The 21,201-nt window shown below is 42.2% G+C and carries 14 protein-coding genes; 9 read left to right on the forward strand and 5 right to left on the reverse strand.

All coding sequences use genetic code 11. The features are described 5' to 3' along the window. Nucleotides 1-14 precede the first annotated feature (14 nt). The 7 genes from ABDW32_RS07775 to dctA all read left to right on the forward strand — a co-directional run bounded on the left by ABDW32_RS07775 (nt 15) and on the right by dctA (nt 11,309). Complete coding sequence (locus ABDW32_RS07775; protein WP_343561087.1) at nt 15-1,691, forward strand: sodium/sugar symporter; 1,677 nt, start codon at nt 15-17, stop codon at nt 1,689-1,691. A gap of 324 nt (nt 1,692-2,015) precedes the next feature. Continuing rightward, nucleotides 2,016-3,968: a gamma-glutamyltransferase gene (locus tag ABDW32_RS07780; RefSeq protein WP_343561088.1), complete on the forward strand. Its 1,953-nt coding sequence runs from the start codon at nt 2,016-2,018 to the stop codon at nt 3,966-3,968. Between the two features lie 81 nt (nt 3,969-4,049). Beyond that, nucleotides 4,050-4,652 carry a 2'-5' RNA ligase family protein gene (locus ABDW32_RS07785; protein WP_343561090.1) on the forward strand — a complete coding sequence of 201 codons (603 nt, stop codon included), beginning with the start codon at nt 4,050-4,052 and terminating at the stop codon, nt 4,650-4,652. An 83-nt stretch (nt 4,653-4,735) separates the two neighbouring features. Then, on the forward strand, nt 4,736-6,613 hold the full coding sequence (locus ABDW32_RS07790) for an Nramp family divalent metal transporter (protein WP_343561092.1): 1,878 nt from the start codon (nt 4,736-4,738) through the stop codon (nt 6,611-6,613). A 120-nt stretch (nt 6,614-6,733) separates the two neighbouring features. Beyond that, nucleotides 6,734-8,644 carry an amidophosphoribosyltransferase gene (locus ABDW32_RS07795; RefSeq protein ID WP_343561094.1) on the forward strand — a complete coding sequence of 637 codons (1,911 nt, stop codon included), beginning with the start codon at nt 6,734-6,736 and terminating at the stop codon, nt 8,642-8,644. A gap of 351 nt (nt 8,645-8,995) precedes the next feature. After that, nucleotides 8,996-10,051 carry an alpha/beta hydrolase gene (locus ABDW32_RS07800; protein WP_343561096.1) on the forward strand — a complete coding sequence of 352 codons (1,056 nt, stop codon included), beginning with the start codon at nt 8,996-8,998 and terminating at the stop codon, nt 10,049-10,051. Nucleotides 10,052-10,055: 4 nt separating this feature from the next. Further along, nucleotides 10,056-11,309 carry a C4-dicarboxylate transporter DctA gene (dctA, locus tag ABDW32_RS07805; RefSeq protein ID WP_343561098.1) on the forward strand — a complete coding sequence of 418 codons (1,254 nt, stop codon included), beginning with the start codon at nt 10,056-10,058 and terminating at the stop codon, nt 11,307-11,309. 253 nt (nt 11,310-11,562) lie between these two features. Here dctA and lon read toward each other — a convergent pair whose 3' ends face one another. Further along, on the reverse strand, nt 11,563-14,040 hold the full coding sequence (lon, locus tag ABDW32_RS07810) for an endopeptidase La (RefSeq protein WP_343561100.1): 2,478 nt from the start codon (nt 14,038-14,040) through the stop codon (nt 11,563-11,565). A 345-nt stretch (nt 14,041-14,385) separates the two neighbouring features. Here lon and ABDW32_RS07815 point away from each other — a divergent pair, with 345 nt between their 5' ends. Then, nucleotides 14,386-15,036, forward strand: a complete 651-nt coding sequence (locus ABDW32_RS07815; RefSeq protein WP_343561102.1) for a tetratricopeptide repeat protein — start codon at nt 14,386-14,388, stop codon at nt 15,034-15,036. A gap of 211 nt (nt 15,037-15,247) precedes the next feature. Beyond that, a complete protein-coding gene (locus ABDW32_RS07820) occupies nt 15,248-15,802 on the forward strand; it encodes a ferritin (protein WP_343561104.1) in 555 nt (184 codons plus the stop codon). Between the two features lie 96 nt (nt 15,803-15,898). Here ABDW32_RS07820 and ABDW32_RS07825 read toward each other — a convergent pair whose 3' ends face one another. The 4 genes from ABDW32_RS07825 to gpmI all read right to left on the reverse strand — a co-directional run bounded on the left by ABDW32_RS07825 (nt 15,899) and on the right by gpmI (nt 21,071). Further along, nucleotides 15,899-18,196, reverse strand: a complete 2,298-nt coding sequence (locus ABDW32_RS07825) for a TonB-dependent receptor (RefSeq protein ID WP_343561106.1) — start codon at nt 18,194-18,196, stop codon at nt 15,899-15,901. A gap of 256 nt (nt 18,197-18,452) precedes the next feature. Further along, complete coding sequence (locus tag ABDW32_RS07830) at nt 18,453-18,800, reverse strand: hypothetical protein (RefSeq protein ID WP_343561108.1); 348 nt, start codon at nt 18,798-18,800, stop codon at nt 18,453-18,455. A 167-nt stretch (nt 18,801-18,967) separates the two neighbouring features. Next, nucleotides 18,968-19,558 (reverse strand): hypothetical protein, encoded by a 591-nt coding sequence (locus ABDW32_RS07835; RefSeq protein ID WP_343561110.1) that lies wholly within the window; start codon nt 19,556-19,558, stop codon nt 18,968-18,970. After that, nucleotides 19,539-21,071: a 2,3-bisphosphoglycerate-independent phosphoglycerate mutase gene (gpmI, locus tag ABDW32_RS07840; protein ID WP_343561112.1), complete on the reverse strand. Its 1,533-nt coding sequence runs from the start codon at nt 21,069-21,071 to the stop codon at nt 19,539-19,541. Before gpmI ends, ABDW32_RS07835 begins: the two co-directional genes overlap by 20 nt. Nucleotides 21,072-21,201 lie beyond the last annotated feature (130 nt).

Genomic DNA, 21,201 nt, shown 5'->3' on the forward strand with positions numbered 1-21,201 from the left:
CCAATTACCAATACATGAATAATTATTTAAGTACAAAAGATTACATCGTTTTCCTGATATACTTTGTCATTGTTGCAGGTTATGGATTATGGGTGTATTATCGCAAGAAGTCTGAATCGGTAGGCTCCAAGGATTATTTCCTTGCCGAAGGATCACTGACTTGGTGGGCGATTGGAGCCTCCCTGATTGCATCCAATATTTCTGCAGAACAATTTATCGGCATGAGTGGGTCGGGCTTCAAAATGGGACTTGCCATTGCGACGTATGAGTGGATGGCGGCAATTACCCTGATTGTCGTAGCGGTGTTTTTTATACCGGTATACCTCAAGAATAAGATTTTTACAATGCCGCAATTTCTGCACAAGCGGTATAACGGTACTGTAGCCATGATTATGGCAGTCTTTTGGTTACTATTGTATGTGGTGGTCAACCTGACTTCGATTCTTTACTTAGGCGCTATTGCGGTGAGCAGTATCTCCGGTATTAGTCTGGAAGCCTGTATGTATGCTATTGCTATTTTTGCCGTTATCATCACATTGGGCGGTATGAAGGTGATCGGGTATACCGATATTATTCAAGTATTCTTTTTGGTGTTGGGTGGTTTGGCAACAACCTATTTGGCATTAAATCTGGTTTCGGAACATTATGGTGGTTCGGGTATCCTGCAGGGCTATCAACTGATGACCGAAAAAGCTTCCGACCACTTTCATATGGTTTTGGACCGTAAAAACGAGAACTACCTGGATTTACCGGGGCTGACTGTTCTGATCGGTGGTATGTGGATTGTGAATCTGAACTACTGGGGCTGTAACCAATATATCACACAGCGGGCGTTGGGGGCTGATCTGAAGACTGCACGTAACGGGATTTTGTTTGCTGCATTCTTGAAACTGTTGATGCCGATTATTGTGGTATTACCGGGTATTGCAGCATACGTTATGTGGAAAGATGGCTTATTTCAAAATGAAATGATGCAGCATGGTGAGGTCAATCCGGATCATGCTTATCCGGTCTTATTGAATCTGTTGCCTGCGGGGCTAAAGGGGCTTTCATTTGCGGCTTTGACAGCTGCGGTAGTTGCCTCATTGGCAGGTAAAGCAAATAGTATTGCTACGATCTTCTCATTGGATATTTATAAAAAAGTATTTAATACCGAAGCTTCTGATAAGAAATTGGTCAATATTGGTAAACTGACTGTTGTTGTTGCCATGATTTTGGCCGTGATCATCGCGCCACATCTGGGAATTGACAAAAAAGGCGGATTTCAATACATTCAGGAGTATACCGGATTTGTGTCGCCTGGAATTTTCGCCATGTTCATTTTGGGATTTTTCTGGAAAAGAACAACATCCAATGCGGCTTTATTTGCGACGATAGGTGGATTTATTCTATCCATTATTTTCAAAAAATTACCGGATTGGGCAGATCTTTCTTTCTTGGCTTCGACCGGTTTCTCTATTCCGAATCCGACAACGGGAATTTACGAAATTCCGTTTTTGGACCGGATGGGTTTTGTCTTTGCAATCTGTATCATAGGTATGATCATTATCAGCTTGATTGACAACAAACGTGGGGTGGTACCAGCTGGTCTGGAAGTAGATACAACCATGTTTAAACCACATAAAGCATTCTTGATCGGTACATTGATTGTTGCCTTATTGGTCACAGCATTGTATTCCATTTATTGGTAATCTGATCGTCAATGGTAATCTGATCGTCAAGAAGATTCAATAGCGTGCCCATAGCAACTCCGGTTGGTATGGGCACGTTGTTTTTTGCGACCTCTATTTCCCTTTAGCTACGTGCTATCTCTTTTTATTCAGGATTTGTACCCTTGATCTGGCGATTTTTTAAAAATTTCCTATCTTGTCTTTAATAAAAATTACATGTGCTACGATGCGCTAAACGGCCTGGTATCCCTGTTTAAGTAGAAGAGGAAGCCAAAAAAGACGGACGTTGGTTGCGATGCAGGCATGGGTCTTATGAAAAATCAACACCCTAAAAGAATAACTCAGATGAAAAGAAGATATGTGCTACTCACCGCTTTTGTAGGAATGATGACAACATTTGCGCCAGTTCAGGGACAGGCACAACGTACTGAAAAGCCACCTTTACATGGGAAACACTGGATGGCGATTACAGGTAAGCCTTTGGCTGCAACCGCTGGTGCCCAATTGTTCCATCAAGGAGGGAACGCTGTCGACGCCGCCTGTGCCATGCTTGCGGCAACCTGTACGATGTGGGATGTGCTCAGCTGGGGTGGAGAAACACAGGCATTGATCTATCATCCGAAATTAAAAAAAGTGATTGCCATCAATGCCCTCGGTGTTGCGCCAACAGGGGCAACGGTTGATTTCTTTCGCGCAAAGGGCTATGAATTTCCTCCAGAATACGGTCCCCTTGCTGCAGTTACACCGGGCACACCGGGTGGCTTATGTTATATGTTGGCTCAGTACGGTACCAAAAGCCTGGCGGAAGTACTAGCACCAGCACTCGAAATGGCGGCTGGTTATCCCATCGATGCACAGACCGCTAATAGTATTGAACGGGGTAAAGAGCGGATCAAAGAATGGCCATACAGCAAAAAAGTCTTCCTGGTTCATCAAGGGAAAGAAAGAGAAGCACCCGAAGCCGGTGAACTTTTTGTACAGCAGGATCTGTTTCGGACATTAACCAAACTTGTTGAAGCTGAAAAGAAAGCCCTTGCGGCCGGCAAGGATCGGAAGACGGCGATTATGGCCGCCTATGACCGTTTTTATAAAGGTGATATCGCCGATGAATTTGTACGCGGTAGCAAAGAGCAGGGGGGCTTGATCACAAAAGAAGATCTGGCCAACTGGAGACCCATTGAAGAAGAACCTTTACACGTCAATTATAAAGGCATTGAAGTCTATAAATTACAGGAGTGGACGCAAGGACCGGCGATGCTGCAGAGTTTACAACTATTGAAAAACTTCGATCTCAAAGCGATGGGCTATAACTCTGCTCCTTATATACACACGATATATCAGGCCATGAATCTGGCCTTTGCAGACCGGGACTTTTATTATGGCGATCCCTATTTCCTACCTAAGGCACCTATTCAAGGGCTATTAAGTGAATCTTATGCCAAGGCACGCGCCGCCAGCATTGATCCGTTGCGTAACGATCCACAGGTTCATCCGGGTGATCCTTATCCGTATGAAGGGAAGAAGAATCCATTTACAAAGCTACTTCAACAGCGTAAAAAGCAGTTTACTCCAGACAACGAGTCAAAAAAAGACTTTGTTCCCAAGCACGATGTGAGTTCGACTTCCTCCTTGTTATCCCTCGCGGACAGCACCGTTTTAGCCTCAGTGACTACAGATAGTTTGTATATGGATCGCCTTTTACGAGGAACCACAAGTGTGGAGGCTGCGGATGCGGAGGGCTGGGTTGTTTCTATCACCCCAAGTGGGGGCTGGTTGCCCGCCTGTATTGCTGGAAATACGGGGGTGGGGATGAGTCAACGTTTACAAAGTTTTGTTCTCGACTCCCTGATCAATCCTTTTAACGTGGTGGCTCCAGGTAAAAGACCGCGTGTAACGCTTACCCCAGCTTTGGCGCTGAAAGAAGGGAAACCCTACCTTTCTTTTGCAGTACAAGGTGGCGACACACAAGATCAGAACCTGTTGCAATTCTTTCTGAATACCGTTGAGTTTGGCATGACGCCGCAGCAGGCCAGCGAGGCTCCAAATATCAATAGTAATCAGCTGTGGTTATCTTTGGGCGGAACCAAAATCGAGGACCGAAAACCTCGTGCCGGAAGTTTACTGCTCGATAAACGCACGCCGAAGGATGTCGTCGAAAAACTGCAGAAAATGGGCTACAATATCCAGTTCGGTGAACGCAACAGTGGTCCAATTAACGCGATCTACTTCGATCAACAGCATGGTACACTCTGGGGTGGTAGCAGTAACAATGGAGAGGATTATGGGATTGGATGGTAGCCTGAGCAGAAAAGCAACATCGTTTTGTTATCTCCTTCGGATTTGGTATCTTACCTACTGATCAAAAGCTGATTTTTTGTTATGGAGGGTAGAATCAATAAATATTCGTTTGTTTTTCAGCCTGATGAGGCGGGTTTGATATTGGTCGATGGATTAAAGCAGCAGTTGAGAGCAGCATTGGCGGCGGAATTTCCAGGCAAGGATAAGGGCTGGTACCACAGTTGTAATTCCAAAGCTCATGTGACTATTTGTGCTTTTACCGGAAATGAAGATACGTTGATACGGGCTACTGAACTTCTGCAGCAGGCATTGTTGCATGAACGTAGTCAGTATGTTTATTTTGATCATTTTTCTTCTTTTACAGGCGGGGCCTTTTATATCGCCCCAACAGTACATGCACGAAGTTACCTGAAGGATCGAGCCCGAAAAGTTGTACATACCCTAGGCTCATTTGATCTGATGGAGATCAGTGATGAACCTCATATCTCTATCGGGCGTAGGCTGGAACCTGAGCAGCTTGAAATCGCAAAAAAACTATTACGCTCGGTCGATCTGAGTTTTATGTGTGCCGGAGTGCATATCCGCCGCTTCAATCCCGATATGGGGCAGTACGAACCTGTAGATTTTGTTAAATTCGGAAATCAGTCGAAAGAAAACTCGGGTCAACTTACATTTAAATTCTAATTATATGGCTGTTTAATTGCCTAATACTGTAAAGCTTTTTATCTTTAGCCCTAGCAATAAAAGATATTGTCCTTATGTAAACTATGCATCACGACGATTCCCATCATAAATCATTATCCGATATCCACGAAAGTGTTGATGTCAATAAAGGAAAATCCAAGTTCAAAAAGATACTCAGTTTTTTTGGTCCCGCCTATCTGATCAGTGTTGGGTATATGGACCCGGGCAACTGGGCGACGGACCTCGCTGGCGGAAGTCAGTTTGGCTACGCGCTAATCTGGGTCTTACTGATGAGTAATATTATGGCCTTACTGCTTCAGAATCTTTGTGCCCGTTTGGGTATTGTGCGTGGAAAGGACCTAGCGCAATGTAATCGGGAGACCTATCCCAAGCGGATGAATTTTGTGCTGTATATTTTGGCTGAAATTGCCATCGCTGCCTGTGATCTGGCCGAAGTATTGGGAATGGCTATTGGTCTTAATCTACTGTTTGGTATCGATTTGCTCTGGGGGGTATTGATCAGTTTTGCCGATACCTTTCTGTTGCTCTACCTGCAGAAGCTCGGAATGCGCAAGATGGAACTGTTTATTATCGGCTTAATTTCCCTGATCGGTATGTGTTTTTTGGTGGAGATGTTTCTGGCCAAACCTGATTTTGCGGAGGTGGCTACGGGTTTTATCCCGAGTATTCCCAATAGCGCTGCGCTCTATATTGCAATTGGTATTATCGGTGCTACCGTGATGCCGCACAATCTCTATCTGCATTCTGCTCTGGTGCAGACCCGAAAGATTGACCGTAATGAGGTCTCCATACGAAAATCACTAAAATATAACTTTTGGGACAGTGCCATTGCCTTAAATCTGGCATTTCTGGTCAATGCTGCAATTCTTATTCTTGCAGCATCGGTCTTTCATAAGAATGGTATGCATGATGTCGCCGAACTTGAAGATGCTTATCACCTATTGGGCAATTTACTTGGTACAGAATGGGCCTCGAAGTTATTTGCTGTGGCATTGATCCTGGCGGGACAGAGTTCCACGGTAACCGGTACCTTGGCTGGACAGATCGTAATGGAAGGCTACTTACGGTTGCGGATCAGTCCCACACTACGCCGAATTATCACACGGCTTTTGGCCATTATACCCGCCGTATTGGTGATCCTGATTTCCGGCGAAGGGCGGGTAGGGCAGCTGTTGATCTTTAGTCAGGTCATCCTAAGCATGCAGCTGGCTTTTGCAGTCATCCCCTTGATTCACTTTGTTAGCGATAAGGCGAAAATGGGGATTTTTGCCATTAAGCCACTGACCAAGGCTTTTGCCTGGTTGATTGCGGCTGTGATCGCTGTGTTGAATTTTAAGTTGGTCTATGATGAGGTCAGCGGATGGATTACCGAAGCAAACAATCTTTTGGTTACGGTGTTACTTATCCTGGGAGCCGTTGGCCTGCTCTTTCTGCTGATCATGACGGTATTAATTCCCATTATGCGTAAATCAAAACCAATCGAGTTGGAGGTACACCCACCATTTGAAGCTTTACATTTTGAGGACCGAGGATCTTTCAAGAAAGTGGTGATTGCCTTGGATTTTTCAAACTCAGATCAGAAAGTGATACAATATGCTTTACAACTGTCACATGCCGATACCAGCTTTGTCGTTGTCCATATTGTTGAAAGCGCCTCTGTCAAATATACGGGGGAGTCTACTGATGATTTTGAGTCACGACAAGATTTGGAACGTCTGAAACTATATGCAGACTTTTTACTGTCCAAAGGATATCAGACGGAATATGAACTTGGTTATAACAATCGGATCAAAAGTATTGCCGAAGTTTGCGAGAAATACCATGCTGATCTCTTGGTCGTGGGGAGCCACGGTCACACCGGGGTCAAAGATTTTGTATTTGGAGAGACAGTAAACAAGTTGCGCCATGCTGTAAAAGTTCCGGTTTTTATCGCGCAATAGGGCTTAGGAACCTATCCCGAAGAGACAGTGTCGATTCACTGTAATTTTATTAGGGAAAAAGTGCAGCAAGGGATCGGTAAGTTCTAAATAATTCTTATTTTTGCGTCATCAAATCAAGATATGAGCGACGCTATTAAACACGAGTGCGGAATCGCACTAATTCGCCTGTTAAAACCCTTATCTTATTATCAGGAAAAATATGGTACGCCATTCTATGGCATCAACAAATTGTACCTATTAATGGAGAAACAGCATAACCGTGGACAAGACGGGGCTGGAATTGCAACCATTAAATTTGATGTTAAACCTGGAAATCGTTACATTTCGCGTTACAGAGCCATGGGCTCCTCTGCTGTGGCAGACATATTCGAATATGTACAGAAAAAATTTGCTTCTGTTCAGAAGGCATTTCCAGATGAGTCAAAGGATACCCAATGGTTAAAGGATAATGTCAGTTTTACTGGAGAAGTACTTTTAGGACATTTGCGTTATGGAACGCATGGAAAGAACAGTATCGAAAGCTGTCACCCATTTTTAAGACAAAACAACTGGATGTCACGCAATCTTGTTGTTGCGGGTAACTTCAACATGACCAATGTGGATGAACTCTTGCAACAACTGTATGAGTTGGGACAACATCCAAAGGAAAAAGCGGATACTGTAACCGTTTTGGAAAAAATTGGACATTTCTTAGATGATGAAAATCAGGATCTTTTTGATCAGTTTAAAAAAGAAGGATATTCCAACGTTGAGATCAGTTCATTGATTGCCAAAAATATTGATGTTTCCAAGATCCTTAAGCGTTCCGCGAAAACTTGGGATGGTGGTTACACCATTGCCGGTATTTTTGGGCATGGGGATGCATTCGTGATGCGTGACCCTGCAGGTATCCGTCCGGCATTCTATTACCAAGATGAGGAAATTTTGGTTGTGGCTTCGGAAAGGCCTGTTATCCAAACGGCTTTCAATGTGCCTATTGATGCCGTGAAAGAAATTAAACCGGGACATGCCTTGATCGCAAAAAAAGACGGAACTGTATCGCAGGAGATGTTCAGACAACCTGTTGAACAACGTTCATGTTCTTTTGAACGTATCTATTTCTCCCGCGGATCGGATGCTGATATCTATAAAGAACGTAAAGAACTGGGTAGATTATTGGTACCGCAGGTACTGGAATCTGTCAAAAGTAATATTAAGAATACGGTATTCTCATTTATCCCAAATACAGCCGAAGTGTCGTACTACGGTTTGATGGATGGTATCAATACCTACGTTAGGGATTTTCAGAAAGAAACCTTATTAAAACGTGCCGATAAAATCTCTGATGAGGAGCTGGATGAGATCCTAAGCATTAAACCACGTTTTGAAAAACTAAATGTAAAGGATGCTAAACTACGTACCTTCATTACGCAAGATGCAGATCGTACAGATATGGTACAACATGTGTATGATACCACTTATGGTATTGTTAAGGATCATGAAGATACCATCGTAGCAATCGATGATTCCATTGTACGGGGAACAACGTTGAAACAGAGTATCCTCACGATCTTGGATCGTTTGAATCCGAAGAAAATTGTGATCGTTTCCTCAGCGCCTCAAATCCGTTATCCGGATTGTTATGGTATTGATATGTCGCGTATGGGTGAATTCGTTGCATTCGAAGCAGCGATCAACCTGTTGAAACAACGTGGTATGGCACATATTATTGATGAGGTGTATCAAAAATGTCTCTTGTCGATGACCCAAGATGTCAATGAAATCGAAAATCATGTAAAAGCCATTTATGCGCCATTTACAGATGAGGAAATTTCTGAAGAAATTGGCCGTATCGTCAGACCGCATCATTTGAAAGCAGAGCTAGAGGTGGTGTATCAGACATTGGACAACCTACATAAAGCATGTCCAGCTCATAGCGGAGATTGGTACTTCTCTGGTAATTATCCTACTCCAGGTGGTAACAAGGTTGTTAATAAAGCCTATATGAACTGGATTGAAGGTAAAAATGTACGCGCATACTTCAGTAACTAAGTATAAAAATATCAGAAAAAGGGGGCGTTCTAGATAGAATGCCCCCTTTTTTCTTTCATCTTATTTTTCCGCACAGTCTCTTTTTTTTACATTCCCTAATCAAAGAGAGTCACTTTTATTTGGGGATATTCTCCTGCTCTTTTCAGCCTCTTTTTTAATATTCACTTCCTTGAGATTGCTTTTACTTTATGTACAGTTTCTTTTTTTATATATTCGTAATACGATTTGATTATAATGACACAACGCATCAGAATGTAGTTGCTGTATTTTGCCAATATATACTTTTACGATTCAATCAACCTTTTGCTTTAACGAAAATTATGGTTTTTAACAGCTTAAATAAATAGCTCCATGAGAGGACAACTTTTCTATCTTTTTCTTCTTTTTTCAATGGTTTCCTGTGGGATAAGCCATAACGTGCCGAAGGGACCTTATCCCAATTCGTTTGACAAACCGAATATTGTAAACTCTTTTGTAGATCAGAACGGTAATTTTTATCCGGACAATTGGCGAAAAACTTATGGTGAACCGCCTAAGAGTGGGGATATCAATGCCTATTCGCTGATGAAGATTGCAACAGAAAAGGGAATTGAAAACCAGTTGAAAGGTTTTGAAAAGACCCGAATGCTAGCAATAGGCAGTAAAGTAAAGGCGAAAGATCGCGTATTCATCTTTGTGCATGGTTTCAATGCGCCATCAAATGAGGTCAACGAGAGTTATGAGTATATGCGCAAATTATTAAAACTTAATACCAGTAAAGACGAGGTAATCAAATTTTATTGGGATGGTCTACATACGACCAACCCTTTTGGCGGGGCGAAGGTTTGGTTTTCGGCAACCTCTTTTAGCCAGATGGCGGGTGAATTTGGTTTGCGTAACCTGCTGAATAGCATCAGCAACAAAAAGATTATTCTAATCTCACATAGTCGTGGGGCATCCGTTGTATTAAGTGCCTTGAGTAGCGCAACCTTTAGCGAGAGCTTTGCTAAAGGTACTTTGGAAAAACATAACGTAGACGTTGATGCAGCAAAAAAACTTGCTGAGAATGGGAATGAGATTACCTGTATTATGCTTGCGCCAGCAATAGGACTTGATGACTTTAAGATCAAGGACCTAACAACAGGATCAGATTCATTCTGCAGCCTAAGCAAACAGGTCAAGCGGATTCATATCACGATCAATAATACAGATGTGATGTTAAAGAAATTTGTTGGATTCTTGTCGAATAAACTAAGAGCGACTGATCTGGGCTATAAATCCAATGTCTGCGATGAATTGGTGAAATATTATCCGGTTATGAAGTATACGGATTTTACAGGCATGAAAAGCCATGATTTTAATAAATACATCCGAAATCCTAAATTTAAGACGATGTTAAAAGCAGAGGGAATTGCCGTTAATCGTTAGCACAATGAAGCATATTTTTAAGAGTCTCTATTTTCAGGTTATTGTCGGCATAGTGATCGGTATTTTCTGTGGGGTCTATTTTCCGGACTTTGCCGTTAAGCTAAAGCCGCTGGGCGATGTCTTTATCAAGTTGATCAAGATGGTGATAGCACCCCTGATCTTTAGTTCGATCGTGATCGGTATCGCTGGGATGCAGGACGTAAAAAAAGTGGGAAAGATTGGATTGACGTCGATTATTTATTTCGAAGTCATGACCACGATTGCGCTGATTATCGGTTTGATCTTTGTCAATGTGATTCAGCCTGGCAAAGGTATGAATGCTGACCTGGCTAGTCTGGATATCTCTTCTGTATCACATTATATTGCCGAGTCCAAGAAACCCCATAGTTTCATGGATTTTATCATGGATATTATTCCGGAGAATGTGATCGCCTCAGTTGCTTCAGATAATATATTACAGGTATTGGTTTTTGCGGTGCTCTTCGGAATAGGAATGACTAAAATAGGTCAAAAGGCTGCTGAACCTGTTATCAATGTGTTGCAATCTTTTCTGAAGGTACTTTTCTCCATTATTAAGATGGTGATGTATCTGGCTCCATTGGGTGCGATGGGCGCGATGGGATTTACCATTGGTAAGTTTGGAATTCAGGCTTTGACCAAGCTGGGTATGTTAATGTTAAGTTTCTACCTGACCTGTTTTATTTTTATTGTCATTGTCATCGGTGCGGTACTATATTTCTATCTTAGGGTTAATATTTTCAAATTTCTGAAATATATCAAAGACGAGATTCTGATTGTATTGGGAACATCTTCTTCGGAGTCTGCATTGCCGGGCATTATGCAGAAAATGGAGGATGCAGGTTGTGCGAAGTCTGTGGTCGGATTGGTGATCCCAACCGGATATTCTTTTAATCTCGACGGAACGAGTATCTATCTGACCATGGCGGCGGTGTTCATTTCGCAGGCACTGAATATGCACCTGAGCTTACAGCAGGAAATTACACTATTGTTGGTTTTATTGCTCACTTCGAAGGGGGCTGCGGGTGTCACAGGAAGTGGTTTTGTGACTTTGGCGCTGACTTTGCCCGTTGTCGGGCATGTGCCTGTGGAGTCTGTGGCATTAGTATTTGGAGTGGACCGGTTTATGAGCGAAGCACGCGCCATTACCAATCTGATTGGCAATTCAGCGGCAACACTCGTAATTTCCAAATATGAAAATAGCCTGAATGAAGATGTGTTACATGAAAAACTTGGTTGATAGTGTATCAACCACAGGTCAAGGTTAGCCAATGAACACTTTTATTTAATGGGGGGCTGTTTTTACAGGAATGGTCAGTCGAAAAAGAAAGATCAGACCCGTTTTGCTCAGGATAGTTGCAGTATGGTGACGAAGATAACGGAAAGGTTAACCTGAAAACAGTGCGAGATACGAATGGCAAAAAAAAAGGGGTATCCAATGCATTTTGGATACCCCTTTTCCGAATAATTTTTTCTGATCCCTTAGAAAGAAATTAAGCTTCTTTTTTCGGATTTTCAATACCTTGGGTTAGATCCAAAGCACCATTTACTTTTTCTTTAAGAAGTGCAAGTTTGATCACTTGTGCCATCTCGGTGACATAATGGAACTGCATATCTTTAATATAGTCTTCCTTGATTTCAAGGATATCTTTTTCGTTGGATTTACAAAGGATGATCTCTTTGATATTCGCACGTTTGGCCGCAAGGATCTTTTCTTTTATACCACCAACCGGTAATACTTTTCCCCTTAGGGTAATTTCTCCGGTCATCGCCAGTTTCTCTTTAACCTTATGTTGTGTAAATAGAGAAGTCAGTGCTGTTAGCATCGTTACTCCGGCGGATGGACCATCCTTAGGAATAGCACCTGCAGGAACGTGGATATGAATATCCCAATGGTCAAATACCCGATAGTCAATACCGAAATCAGCCGCATGAGCTTTTAAGTAAGCTAATGCAATAGAGGCAGATTCTTTCATGACATCACCAAGATTACCAGTTAGGCTCAAGCGTCCTTTACCGGGACTCAGAGAGGATTCGATAAACAGAATATCACCGCCTACGGAAGTCCAGGCCAGGCCTGTCACTACACCGGCAACATTGTTGTTTTCGTAGATATCTTTATCAAAGATCGGGGCGCCCAGGATATCCACAACATCCTGATCGTTGATACTTGGATTATAATCCTTTTCCATGACAATACGTGTCGCAATACCACGGACGATAGAACCAATTTTTTTCTCCAGTCCACGTACGCCTGATTCGCGGGTATAATCTTCGATGATTTTTTCAATGATTTTACCTTTTAGCGCAACATCTTTGGATGCCATACCGTGCATTTCGCGTTGTTTCGGAAGCAGGTGTTTTTTTGCTATTTCAATCTTTTCTTCGATGGTATATCCATTGACTTCGATAATCTCCATACGGTCCAGTAAAGCGGGCTGGATGGAACTTAACGAATTGGCGGTTGCGATAAACATAACTTTGGAAAGATCAAACTCCATTTCCACATAATGATCGTAGAAATGTGTGTTTTGCTCAGGATCCAATACCTCAAGTAGGGCCGAAGAAGGATCTCCTTTGAAATCTGCACTCATTTTATCGATCTCATCCAGGATAAAGACCGGATTGGCAGCACCTGCTTTCTTCAGCGATTGGATAATACGGCCTGGCATTGCACCGATGTACGTTTTACGGTGGCCTCTGATTTCGGCTTCGTCCCGTACACCCCCTAGGGCCATACGTGTATATTTGCGTCCCAATGCCTTAGCGATAGATCTTCCCAAAGAGGTTTTTCCGACCCCGGGAGGGCCTACCAAACAAAGGATTGGCGCTTTCATATCATTTTTTAATTTTAATACCGCAAGGTACTCAATGATACGTTTTTTGACTTTTTCCAATCCATAGTGATCCTTGTCCAGCACTTTTTGTGCTTTATTCAAGTCAAAATTATCTTTGGTCGTCTCGTTCCATGGCAAATCAAGAAGCAGTTCAAGATAATTTAATTGCACAGAATAATCTGCTGCCGCCGGATTGATACGTGAAAGCTTTTCAAGTTCCTTGTTGAAATGTTTTTCGACATCAAGACCCCATTTTTTGGTCTTGCCACGTTTTTTGAGTTCTTCGAGCTCAAGGTCAGGTGTATTTCCGCCGAGTTCCTCCTGGATGGTTTTCAATTGTTGGTTGAGGAAATAATCCCGTTGTTGTTTGTCCAGGTCTACACGGACCTTATTCTGGATCTGATGTTTCAGTTCCAGCATCTGGATTTCAGTGGTCAACAGCTCCAACAAAAGTTTTGCACGGTTTTCAACCTTTGGAATTTGAAGTAACTCTTGTTTTTTGATCATTTCGACATTGATGTTGGACGAAATAAAGTTGATCAGAAAAGAAGGGCTTTCGATATTTTTGATCGCAATACCGGCTTCGCTGGGAAGATTTGGTGAAAGCTGAATAATCTGCAATGCCATTTCTTTCAAGGTGGAGATTGTCGCCTTAAAATGTTTGGTCATCTTTGGTTTTGCCTCACTGAATTTTTCGACGCGTGCCTTCAGATAAGGTTCGGTTTCTACAATCTCTATCAGGTTGAAACGTTGCTTTCCCTGAATGATAACCGTCGTGTTTCCATCCGGCATCTGGAGCACTTTGATAATGTGAGCAACAGTACCCACTTTATTCAGTTCTTCAAAACCGGGATCCTCTACGGTCATATCCTTTTGGGAGACTACACCAATTGTTTTATTGCCCTTATAGGCTTCTTTTACCAGTTTGATGGATTTATCCCGTCCTACAGTAATCGGAATGACAACACCGGGAAATAAAACGGTATTGCGCAAAGGCAAAATAGATAGCGCTTCTGGAATTTCAGCATTTGCCATATCATCTTCATCCTGCTGTGTCAATAGGGGGAAGAATTCTGTGTCTTCCGTAACGATTGGAATAGCCTGACTGAAATCAAAAGTTTCGAATTTGCTCATAGTGTTTATTTTGTGTATTTGGCAGTCGCTGACATGTTGTCGGTAGACGTTCAAATTTTAAACTTCAAATGTTGTTTCCCCTATATTGCAAGGGAAGTGCCAATTGCTAAAAGGTAGCAAAATTACAAATCTATTTTCTAGAATATGCAAAAAAGGCAGGTTAAATAAAATTTATCTGCCATTTGTTGGATAAATAGGCATAATAATTGTAATATTGGAATGTGAAAGAATAAACGATGGCAGATTCTTGCGGATGATAAGCTTTAGGACTATTTTTTCTTAGGATAATAAACGATCGGTATTGATCATTAATAACGTACATAGAAACAACGTAACTATTTAGATATGAACTTAAAATCACTTAAATTAGGTTTGTTCACAGGAGTTTTTGCTTTGGTCGCACTTAGTGCCAATGCACAACAAAAACAAGCTGAGCATAGCAATGCCAATGTGAGAATGGGGCAGAAAGCTCTTTTGGATGGTGACTTCAAAAATGCAGAGTCATACTTGACAAAAGCTTTACCACAGGAAGGCAAAGATCCGGATGTCTTGTATATGTTGGGTTACTCCCAATTTCAAAATGGTGATTATAAAAAGTCAGCTGAAACTTTCGGAAAGGTTGTTGCATTGAGTCCTAAAAATGCAAATGCATTGTACTTCAAAGCGAAAGCGAACAATACACTTGCTGTTCAGTCAAACAAAGTGTCTGCAGCTAACAAAGAGCAGTTATTGCGCGTAGCAATTGAGGATTATTCAAAAGCAATTGAAATCACACCTACGGATTCCAAATTCTATCAAAATAGAGCGATCGCAAACCGCGATTTGGGTATTTTGATTGGAACAGCGGGTACACCTAATTACAACAAAGCTATGGCGACTGATGCTTATAATAATGCGATCAAGGATTACGAAAAAGTATTGAGTTTTGATTCTTCCAAAAAAGATATCCAAACAGAAATCAAAAAAGCGAAAGTGTATAGAGATAACTTGAAATAAGCTTATCAATATATAACATAAAAAGGGGAGCTTATTGAGTTCCCCTTTTTATTTGCTCAATTGACACAGATACCCTCCCAATTATGCCTGCAGTCATTTCTGCTGTCACTATCTTCGATCTGATCAGGCAGCTACCCGTTGCATTTGATAAATTTACAAACGAAAAGCAGGAAAATTCTGTTCTTTACCTGAATCAACAGGAATTTAGTATATGGAAACGAATCGATTGTCAGCAGAAATGCAGGACATTTTAATCAGTCAGATGACAAAAGAAGCTGAAGCCGCACAAATTTATTTGGCTTTGGGTGTATGGGCCGATGATCAGGGCTATGGTGGGATTGCCAATTTTCTATATCGGCATGCGCAGGAGGAACGCAATCATATGACAAAAATTATGGGTTACATCCTCGAACGTGGAGGGCGCCCCCGGATACAGGCGATTGCAGCACCTCCAGCGGATCCTCAAAGCCTAACTGAATGTTTCCAACGGGTATTTAAACACGAGGTGGACAATACCGAAGCTATTTATCGTATTGTCAATCTAGCTATGGAACAGAAAGACTGGGCGACATGGAATTTTGCCCAATGGTTTGTCAAAGAACAAATCGAAGAGGAAAAACTTGCCCTTGAATTAATTGATAAATTGAAGATAGCAGGTGGAGACCGGGCTTCGGATGAGTCGCTTTTCGCATTGGATTCGTCCTTAGAGCGCATGCCTGACGATGTACCCTTGGCCCGCGAAGCAACGGCCGATGACCCCAAATAATATCAAATAGCTTATTCTCGGATCATTTGAATGGACGGAGAAGGCCTTAAAAGAAAGCAGGGATCCAAAAGGATCCCTGCTTTCTTATAGGGTGTTTTATTTTTTTATGCTGAGTGGTAGGTAGACGCCGAAGGTAATGTTCCTTCCCATATTGTAAACCCCGTAGGTAGGATCCTCCTGTGATAACCTTCCCGGGCGTAATCTGCTCAGGGCATCGTAATAGCGTTTGTTACTGAGGTTGGATGCAGTAGCATAGACCTTCACTTGTTGCTTCCCTAAAAGTAAGGTAGTACCTATTCCGGCATTGATCAATGAATACGAATCTGCAGCCGTTTCGAAAGTTTCGTCAATGCGGTTTTGTTTAAAATAATTGTCTAAACCTACAGATACATAAAACGCATGTAGACCATCTATCTTAGGTTCGAGACGTAGGGTATTATGTAAGACACCCGCAGGAATCAATGCTAGTGGCCTATTAAAAGTCCTGTTTTGTGCATGGGTATAGGTAAATGTGTTATCTAGATGCACCCAGTTGAGCGGATGGAAGTTTAGACTTCCTTCGAAACCAAAAAGGTTGGCATTTACCTGGCCATAACGATAGACATCATAGGTCTGTTCATTATTATCCTCATCGAGGATTGTTTTTGTGTCTCCTTTTTTCGCTGAGGCATAGATAAAATTATGAATATAATTTTCATAGATACCAATGCTGCCCGTTACAATGCTATGTCCAAATTCGAGGGTTACGTCTGCCTGAAAACTACGCTCCGCTTTCAGGTTCTCGTTCCCGATTTCATAGCGGGAAGTTCCTTCGTGCACACCGTTTGAGCCAAGTTCCGCGGGATTAGGTGCCCTAAAGGCTGACCCAGCATTGGCTTTGAAGTTGAAATCTTCACTAAAGCTATGCGTATACCCTAGGGCGCCGCTAACATTACTGAACCTGTTTTTAAATCCCGGAAATTGTTCCTCATCTTCAACAAACAGCTGTTTACCCTTGCTATTAACGTAATCATAACGAAGTCCCATGTTGAAGGTATTCTCGCCCCAGGTTTTCTTGGCATAGCCAAAAGCTCCTAGCTCGATCTGATCATAAGCAGGGATCAAAAATTCCACTCCCTTATTGATGCTATGTTCCTGACTAGCACTGATACCGAAGACATGCTGCCAGCCGTTCCTTTCAGCCAGATGATATTTCGCATCAAGCGAATAGGTGTTTAAATCAAAAAATAAGGAAGGATTTGCGCTTTCAAGCTCGCGACGCTGATTTTTTTGGTAGCCCAAATCCAGTTTTAAATTTCCTGAGCCGACCACAAAATTATTATTGAGTGCGAGTTTATAATGACGGATATCCTGTTTCGGAAAATCCAAGGTACGGCTTTTGGCGTTGGTGTATAGAGGATCTCCGGGCTCGGCGTCATAAAAACCGATGTTATTTTTGAAGTAAGAGAAATTTAGATGTGAATATCCCCATTGTTTATTTAACCCCAGCATTCCACTAAGGTTGGTGTTATTAAAACCACTATTGATATAGTGTCCAGCGGGTGTATTGTAGGCATGGGCATTCTGATAAGATCCGCGTCCCCGCCATACGAAGCCGTTTTCGTTCCCCGTAAGCATCAATGAATTATTGGTCAGGCCATTGTTGGTCGAATAGCTGGAAAGCAATTCTCCTTTTATTTCCCCAGCAGTCGGTACACTGGGTTCGAGGATATTGATCACACCACCGATGGCATCTGAACCGTACATCAGTGAAGCTGCTCCGCGCAGAACTTCTACTCGGTCGGGTTGATTTTGGTCGATCTCAATACCATGTTCGTCGCCCCATTGCTGGCCCATTTGTTTTACCCCATCATTGACCGTGACAACCCGGTTATAGCCAAGACCGCGGATGACTGGTTTGGAAATGCCCTGTCCTGTTGTTACCTGGCTTAGACCAGGAACCTGGCGAGCGAGTGCATCAATGAGATTTGTACCAGCACCTTGTAGTTCGTCTTTGGAGACAACGGAGACCGAGGTGCTATTTCGACGGCTTTGCGCAGTAACGAGTGTGCCCGTTACGACGACTTCATTTGTCTCGATAATACTTTCAGTCAATGAGAAATCTACCGACACATCCTCCGATGTCAACTCTATAGTTTTGATCAGTGATTGGTAACCAATAAAACGCACCTCAACGAGATAACGTCCGCGTGAGGGAAGTGATTTGAACGTATAATGACCCTGTTGGTCCGAAGAGGTACTTGAGCGAAGCTGGAGTAAAGATATGGTTGCTCCAGCTATCGGTTGATTGGTTTTTGAATCCGTCACTTTGCCCGATATGGTCGCGGCCTGAGCAGAAAATAGCAGGAAATAGAAGACAAGCATACATATGCTGCCTTTGATTTTGAGTTTCATCTGTAAATAGTTTATACCATCTGTAAATGGCGCCTATTCACCTGATAACCGACCTTATTGGATCTGTATTTCCATCAGTTATGAAAATAGCTGTCAATAGGGAGGGATTCATCAAATGAATTGCTGATTGTTAAATTAAGGGAAATCCATTATGATTACGTCCGCAGCAATTGCTAGAAAGTCTGGCTTGAGCGTATTGTAATCATGGAGAACAAAGTTTTCATCAATAACTTTGTCGCCGCACATTGGATGAAATTTAACAATGCGGAGGGCCGCGATTACCAGATAGCAGTGCACTGATCATCTGGTCGCTAGGTACAAAGAAGCCAAATGCTATTTCCCGTTCAGGAAGTAAAATTTCATTTTGGCTAAAATGAAAGAGTAACTGCGGGTGTGCATTCTGATCACAAATGGAACATTTTGGATGGTCTGCATGATGTTTTTTCGCACTACAGTCCACGATACTCAAGGCTGCTGACTCGTGGGAATGGGTATAGACAATGAACTGACCAATTAAAAAGGTCATCAAAAGCGTAAACGCTGCTAATTTGTTCAATGGTATACCGCGCACCTTATTCTTCTTATACGATGTCTCTGCAGACAATCAATACCGCAAATATAAGGAAAATTACAAATAAAGCAATGATGTTGCATCTATTATTAAAAAAAGAACCAAAAACCGTGCTTTAGCAGCCCCAAAAAGCTAGACGATTTTTGGGACAGCATGTTGGGATTTGGTCCTTTTTTATAGCAACCAATGAGATCAAAAAATTATTTTTTGGACTGTACAAATCGTCCAATAATTTCATATTGATTGGCGTCAAGTCCCTGTACGTCTTGGAGTTTTACGATGCTGTACAATGAATCGATATAATAATCCAGTTTTTCATCACTATCATAAAGGGAGTTCGCGATTTTTTTATCGATATGTATATGTTTCACGCGCTCGTTTTTACGATCAAACTCGATCCGGAGTTTCTGTATCTGCAATTCTTTCTTTTTGGCGGTAAATTCCGTTACGCAATCTATGGCTTTGACCTCATAAAGCGTGGGATCAAAATTCTTGCTGATATCCGCGGACTGGAAAGCCGAAAGTTCATTTTGCCAGTTTTCGATCTTGAGTTCACGTTGTTCCTTTTCGCCGTCTTTGTTGACAGATTTTAAAACCAAGGGGTTGAGCTGCTGCAAGCGTTGTGCTTCCGCGCTAAAAAAAGAGTCTACCGAAAAGATATCCGTCGTCTTTTTAGCTTTTTGTTGGCCTGAAGGGGAGCTGCAGCTCCAAAAAAGTAGCGCACTACCCGCCAATAGGGGGAGTGCGCTGCCTAATGTTTTATATAAATTCTTATTCTGATACCAATACATTTCCTGTCATTTCAACGGGGATATCGACGCCCAAAAGTTTGAGGACGGTTGGGGCAATATCTCCCAATTTACCATCTGCTATTTTTTTGTAGTGCTCATCAATCAAGATGCAGGGAACCAAATTTGTTGTATGTGCTGTATTTGGTGAGCCATCCTCATTGATCATAAATTCTGAATTACCGTGATCGGCCAGGATGATAAAGGAGTAACCATTTTTCAATCCTGTTTCCACTACTGTTTTTGTGCATTGATCCACTGTTTCTACTGCTTTTACGACAGCCTCAAATACGCCGGTATGGCCTACCATATCTGGATTGGCGAAATTGAGACAGATAAAGTCGGGTTGCAGCGTTTCCATATCATTGACGATTGCTTCGGTAATTCCGTTAGCCGACATTTCTGGCTGAAGATCGTAAGTAGCTACCTTTGGTGAAGGCACCAAAAGACGATTTTCACCTTCGAATTGTTGCTCACGGCCACCTGAGAAGAAGAATGTCACGTGCGGATACTTTTCTGTTTCGGCAATACGGGTCTGTGTTTTATGATTTGCTTCCAAAACCTCACCGAGTGTATTTGTTAGATTATCTTTTTGGAAAACAACACGTACATTTTTGAAGGTTTCATCATACGCTGTCATGGTGACATAGTACAGATTTAATGGTGCAAGATCGTACTCAGGGAAAGCCTTTTGTGTCAGTGCAATGGTAATTTCACGGCCGCGGTCTGTTCTGAAATTATAGCAGAACACAACATCACCTTCCTGAATGGTCGCTACAGCTTTACCTTCAGCATCAACCAATGCAATTGGTTTAACAAATTCGTCTGTCACGCCGTCATCGTATGATTTCTGTATAGCAGCAACGAGGTCACTGGATTTTTCGCCCTCGGCTTTTACCAAAAGGTCGTAAGCTAACTTAACGCGTTCCCATCTGTTGTCACGGTCCATTGCATAATATCTACCGATGGCAGAAGCGAAGGTGCCTGAGCTTGTCTTAAGATATTCCTGTAGATCTTTGACATAGCCGATTCCGGAATTAGGGTCCGTATCGCGGCCGTCCAGGAAAGCATGGATAAATACTTGATCACTATGTAGGCCAGCATGTTTTGCGGCATCGCAAAGTCCTTTTAGGTGTTTGGTATGCGCATGCACACCGCCATCAGAAAGTAAACCGATAAAATGTACTTTTTTATTGTTTTCAAGTGCATATTTAAAGGCATCCTGGATAACGATATCGGTATTGAATACACCATCATTTACGGCCTTGTGAATCCGTCCCAATTCTTGATAGACAATTCTTCCGGCGCCTAGGTTCATGTGACCAACCTCAGAATTTCCCATCTGTCCCTCAGGAAGACCTACAGCTTCCCCGGAGGCTTCCAGCGTTGAATTTGGGTATGTGTCCAATAAGTAATCTAAAAATGGGGTATTTGCAGCTTCAACTGCATTTGATTTATCATGTTTTCCATATCCTAGTCCGTCCAGGATAAGGAGTGCAACTTTTTTCTTATTCATCGTATAACAAAGATAACCTTAATTTTAGAATCTGTCAATGTATCTTTAAAATCTTCCCTTGTTTATATGCAATAATTTTATAGGTTTGTGGCATAGTTTATGTTTGATATAAACTATGCTACCTAATGAT

It is taken from the genome of Sphingobacterium sp. (assembly GCF_039596235.1).
In the GTDB taxonomy this organism is placed as follows: domain Bacteria; phylum Bacteroidota; class Bacteroidia; order Sphingobacteriales; family Sphingobacteriaceae; genus Sphingobacterium.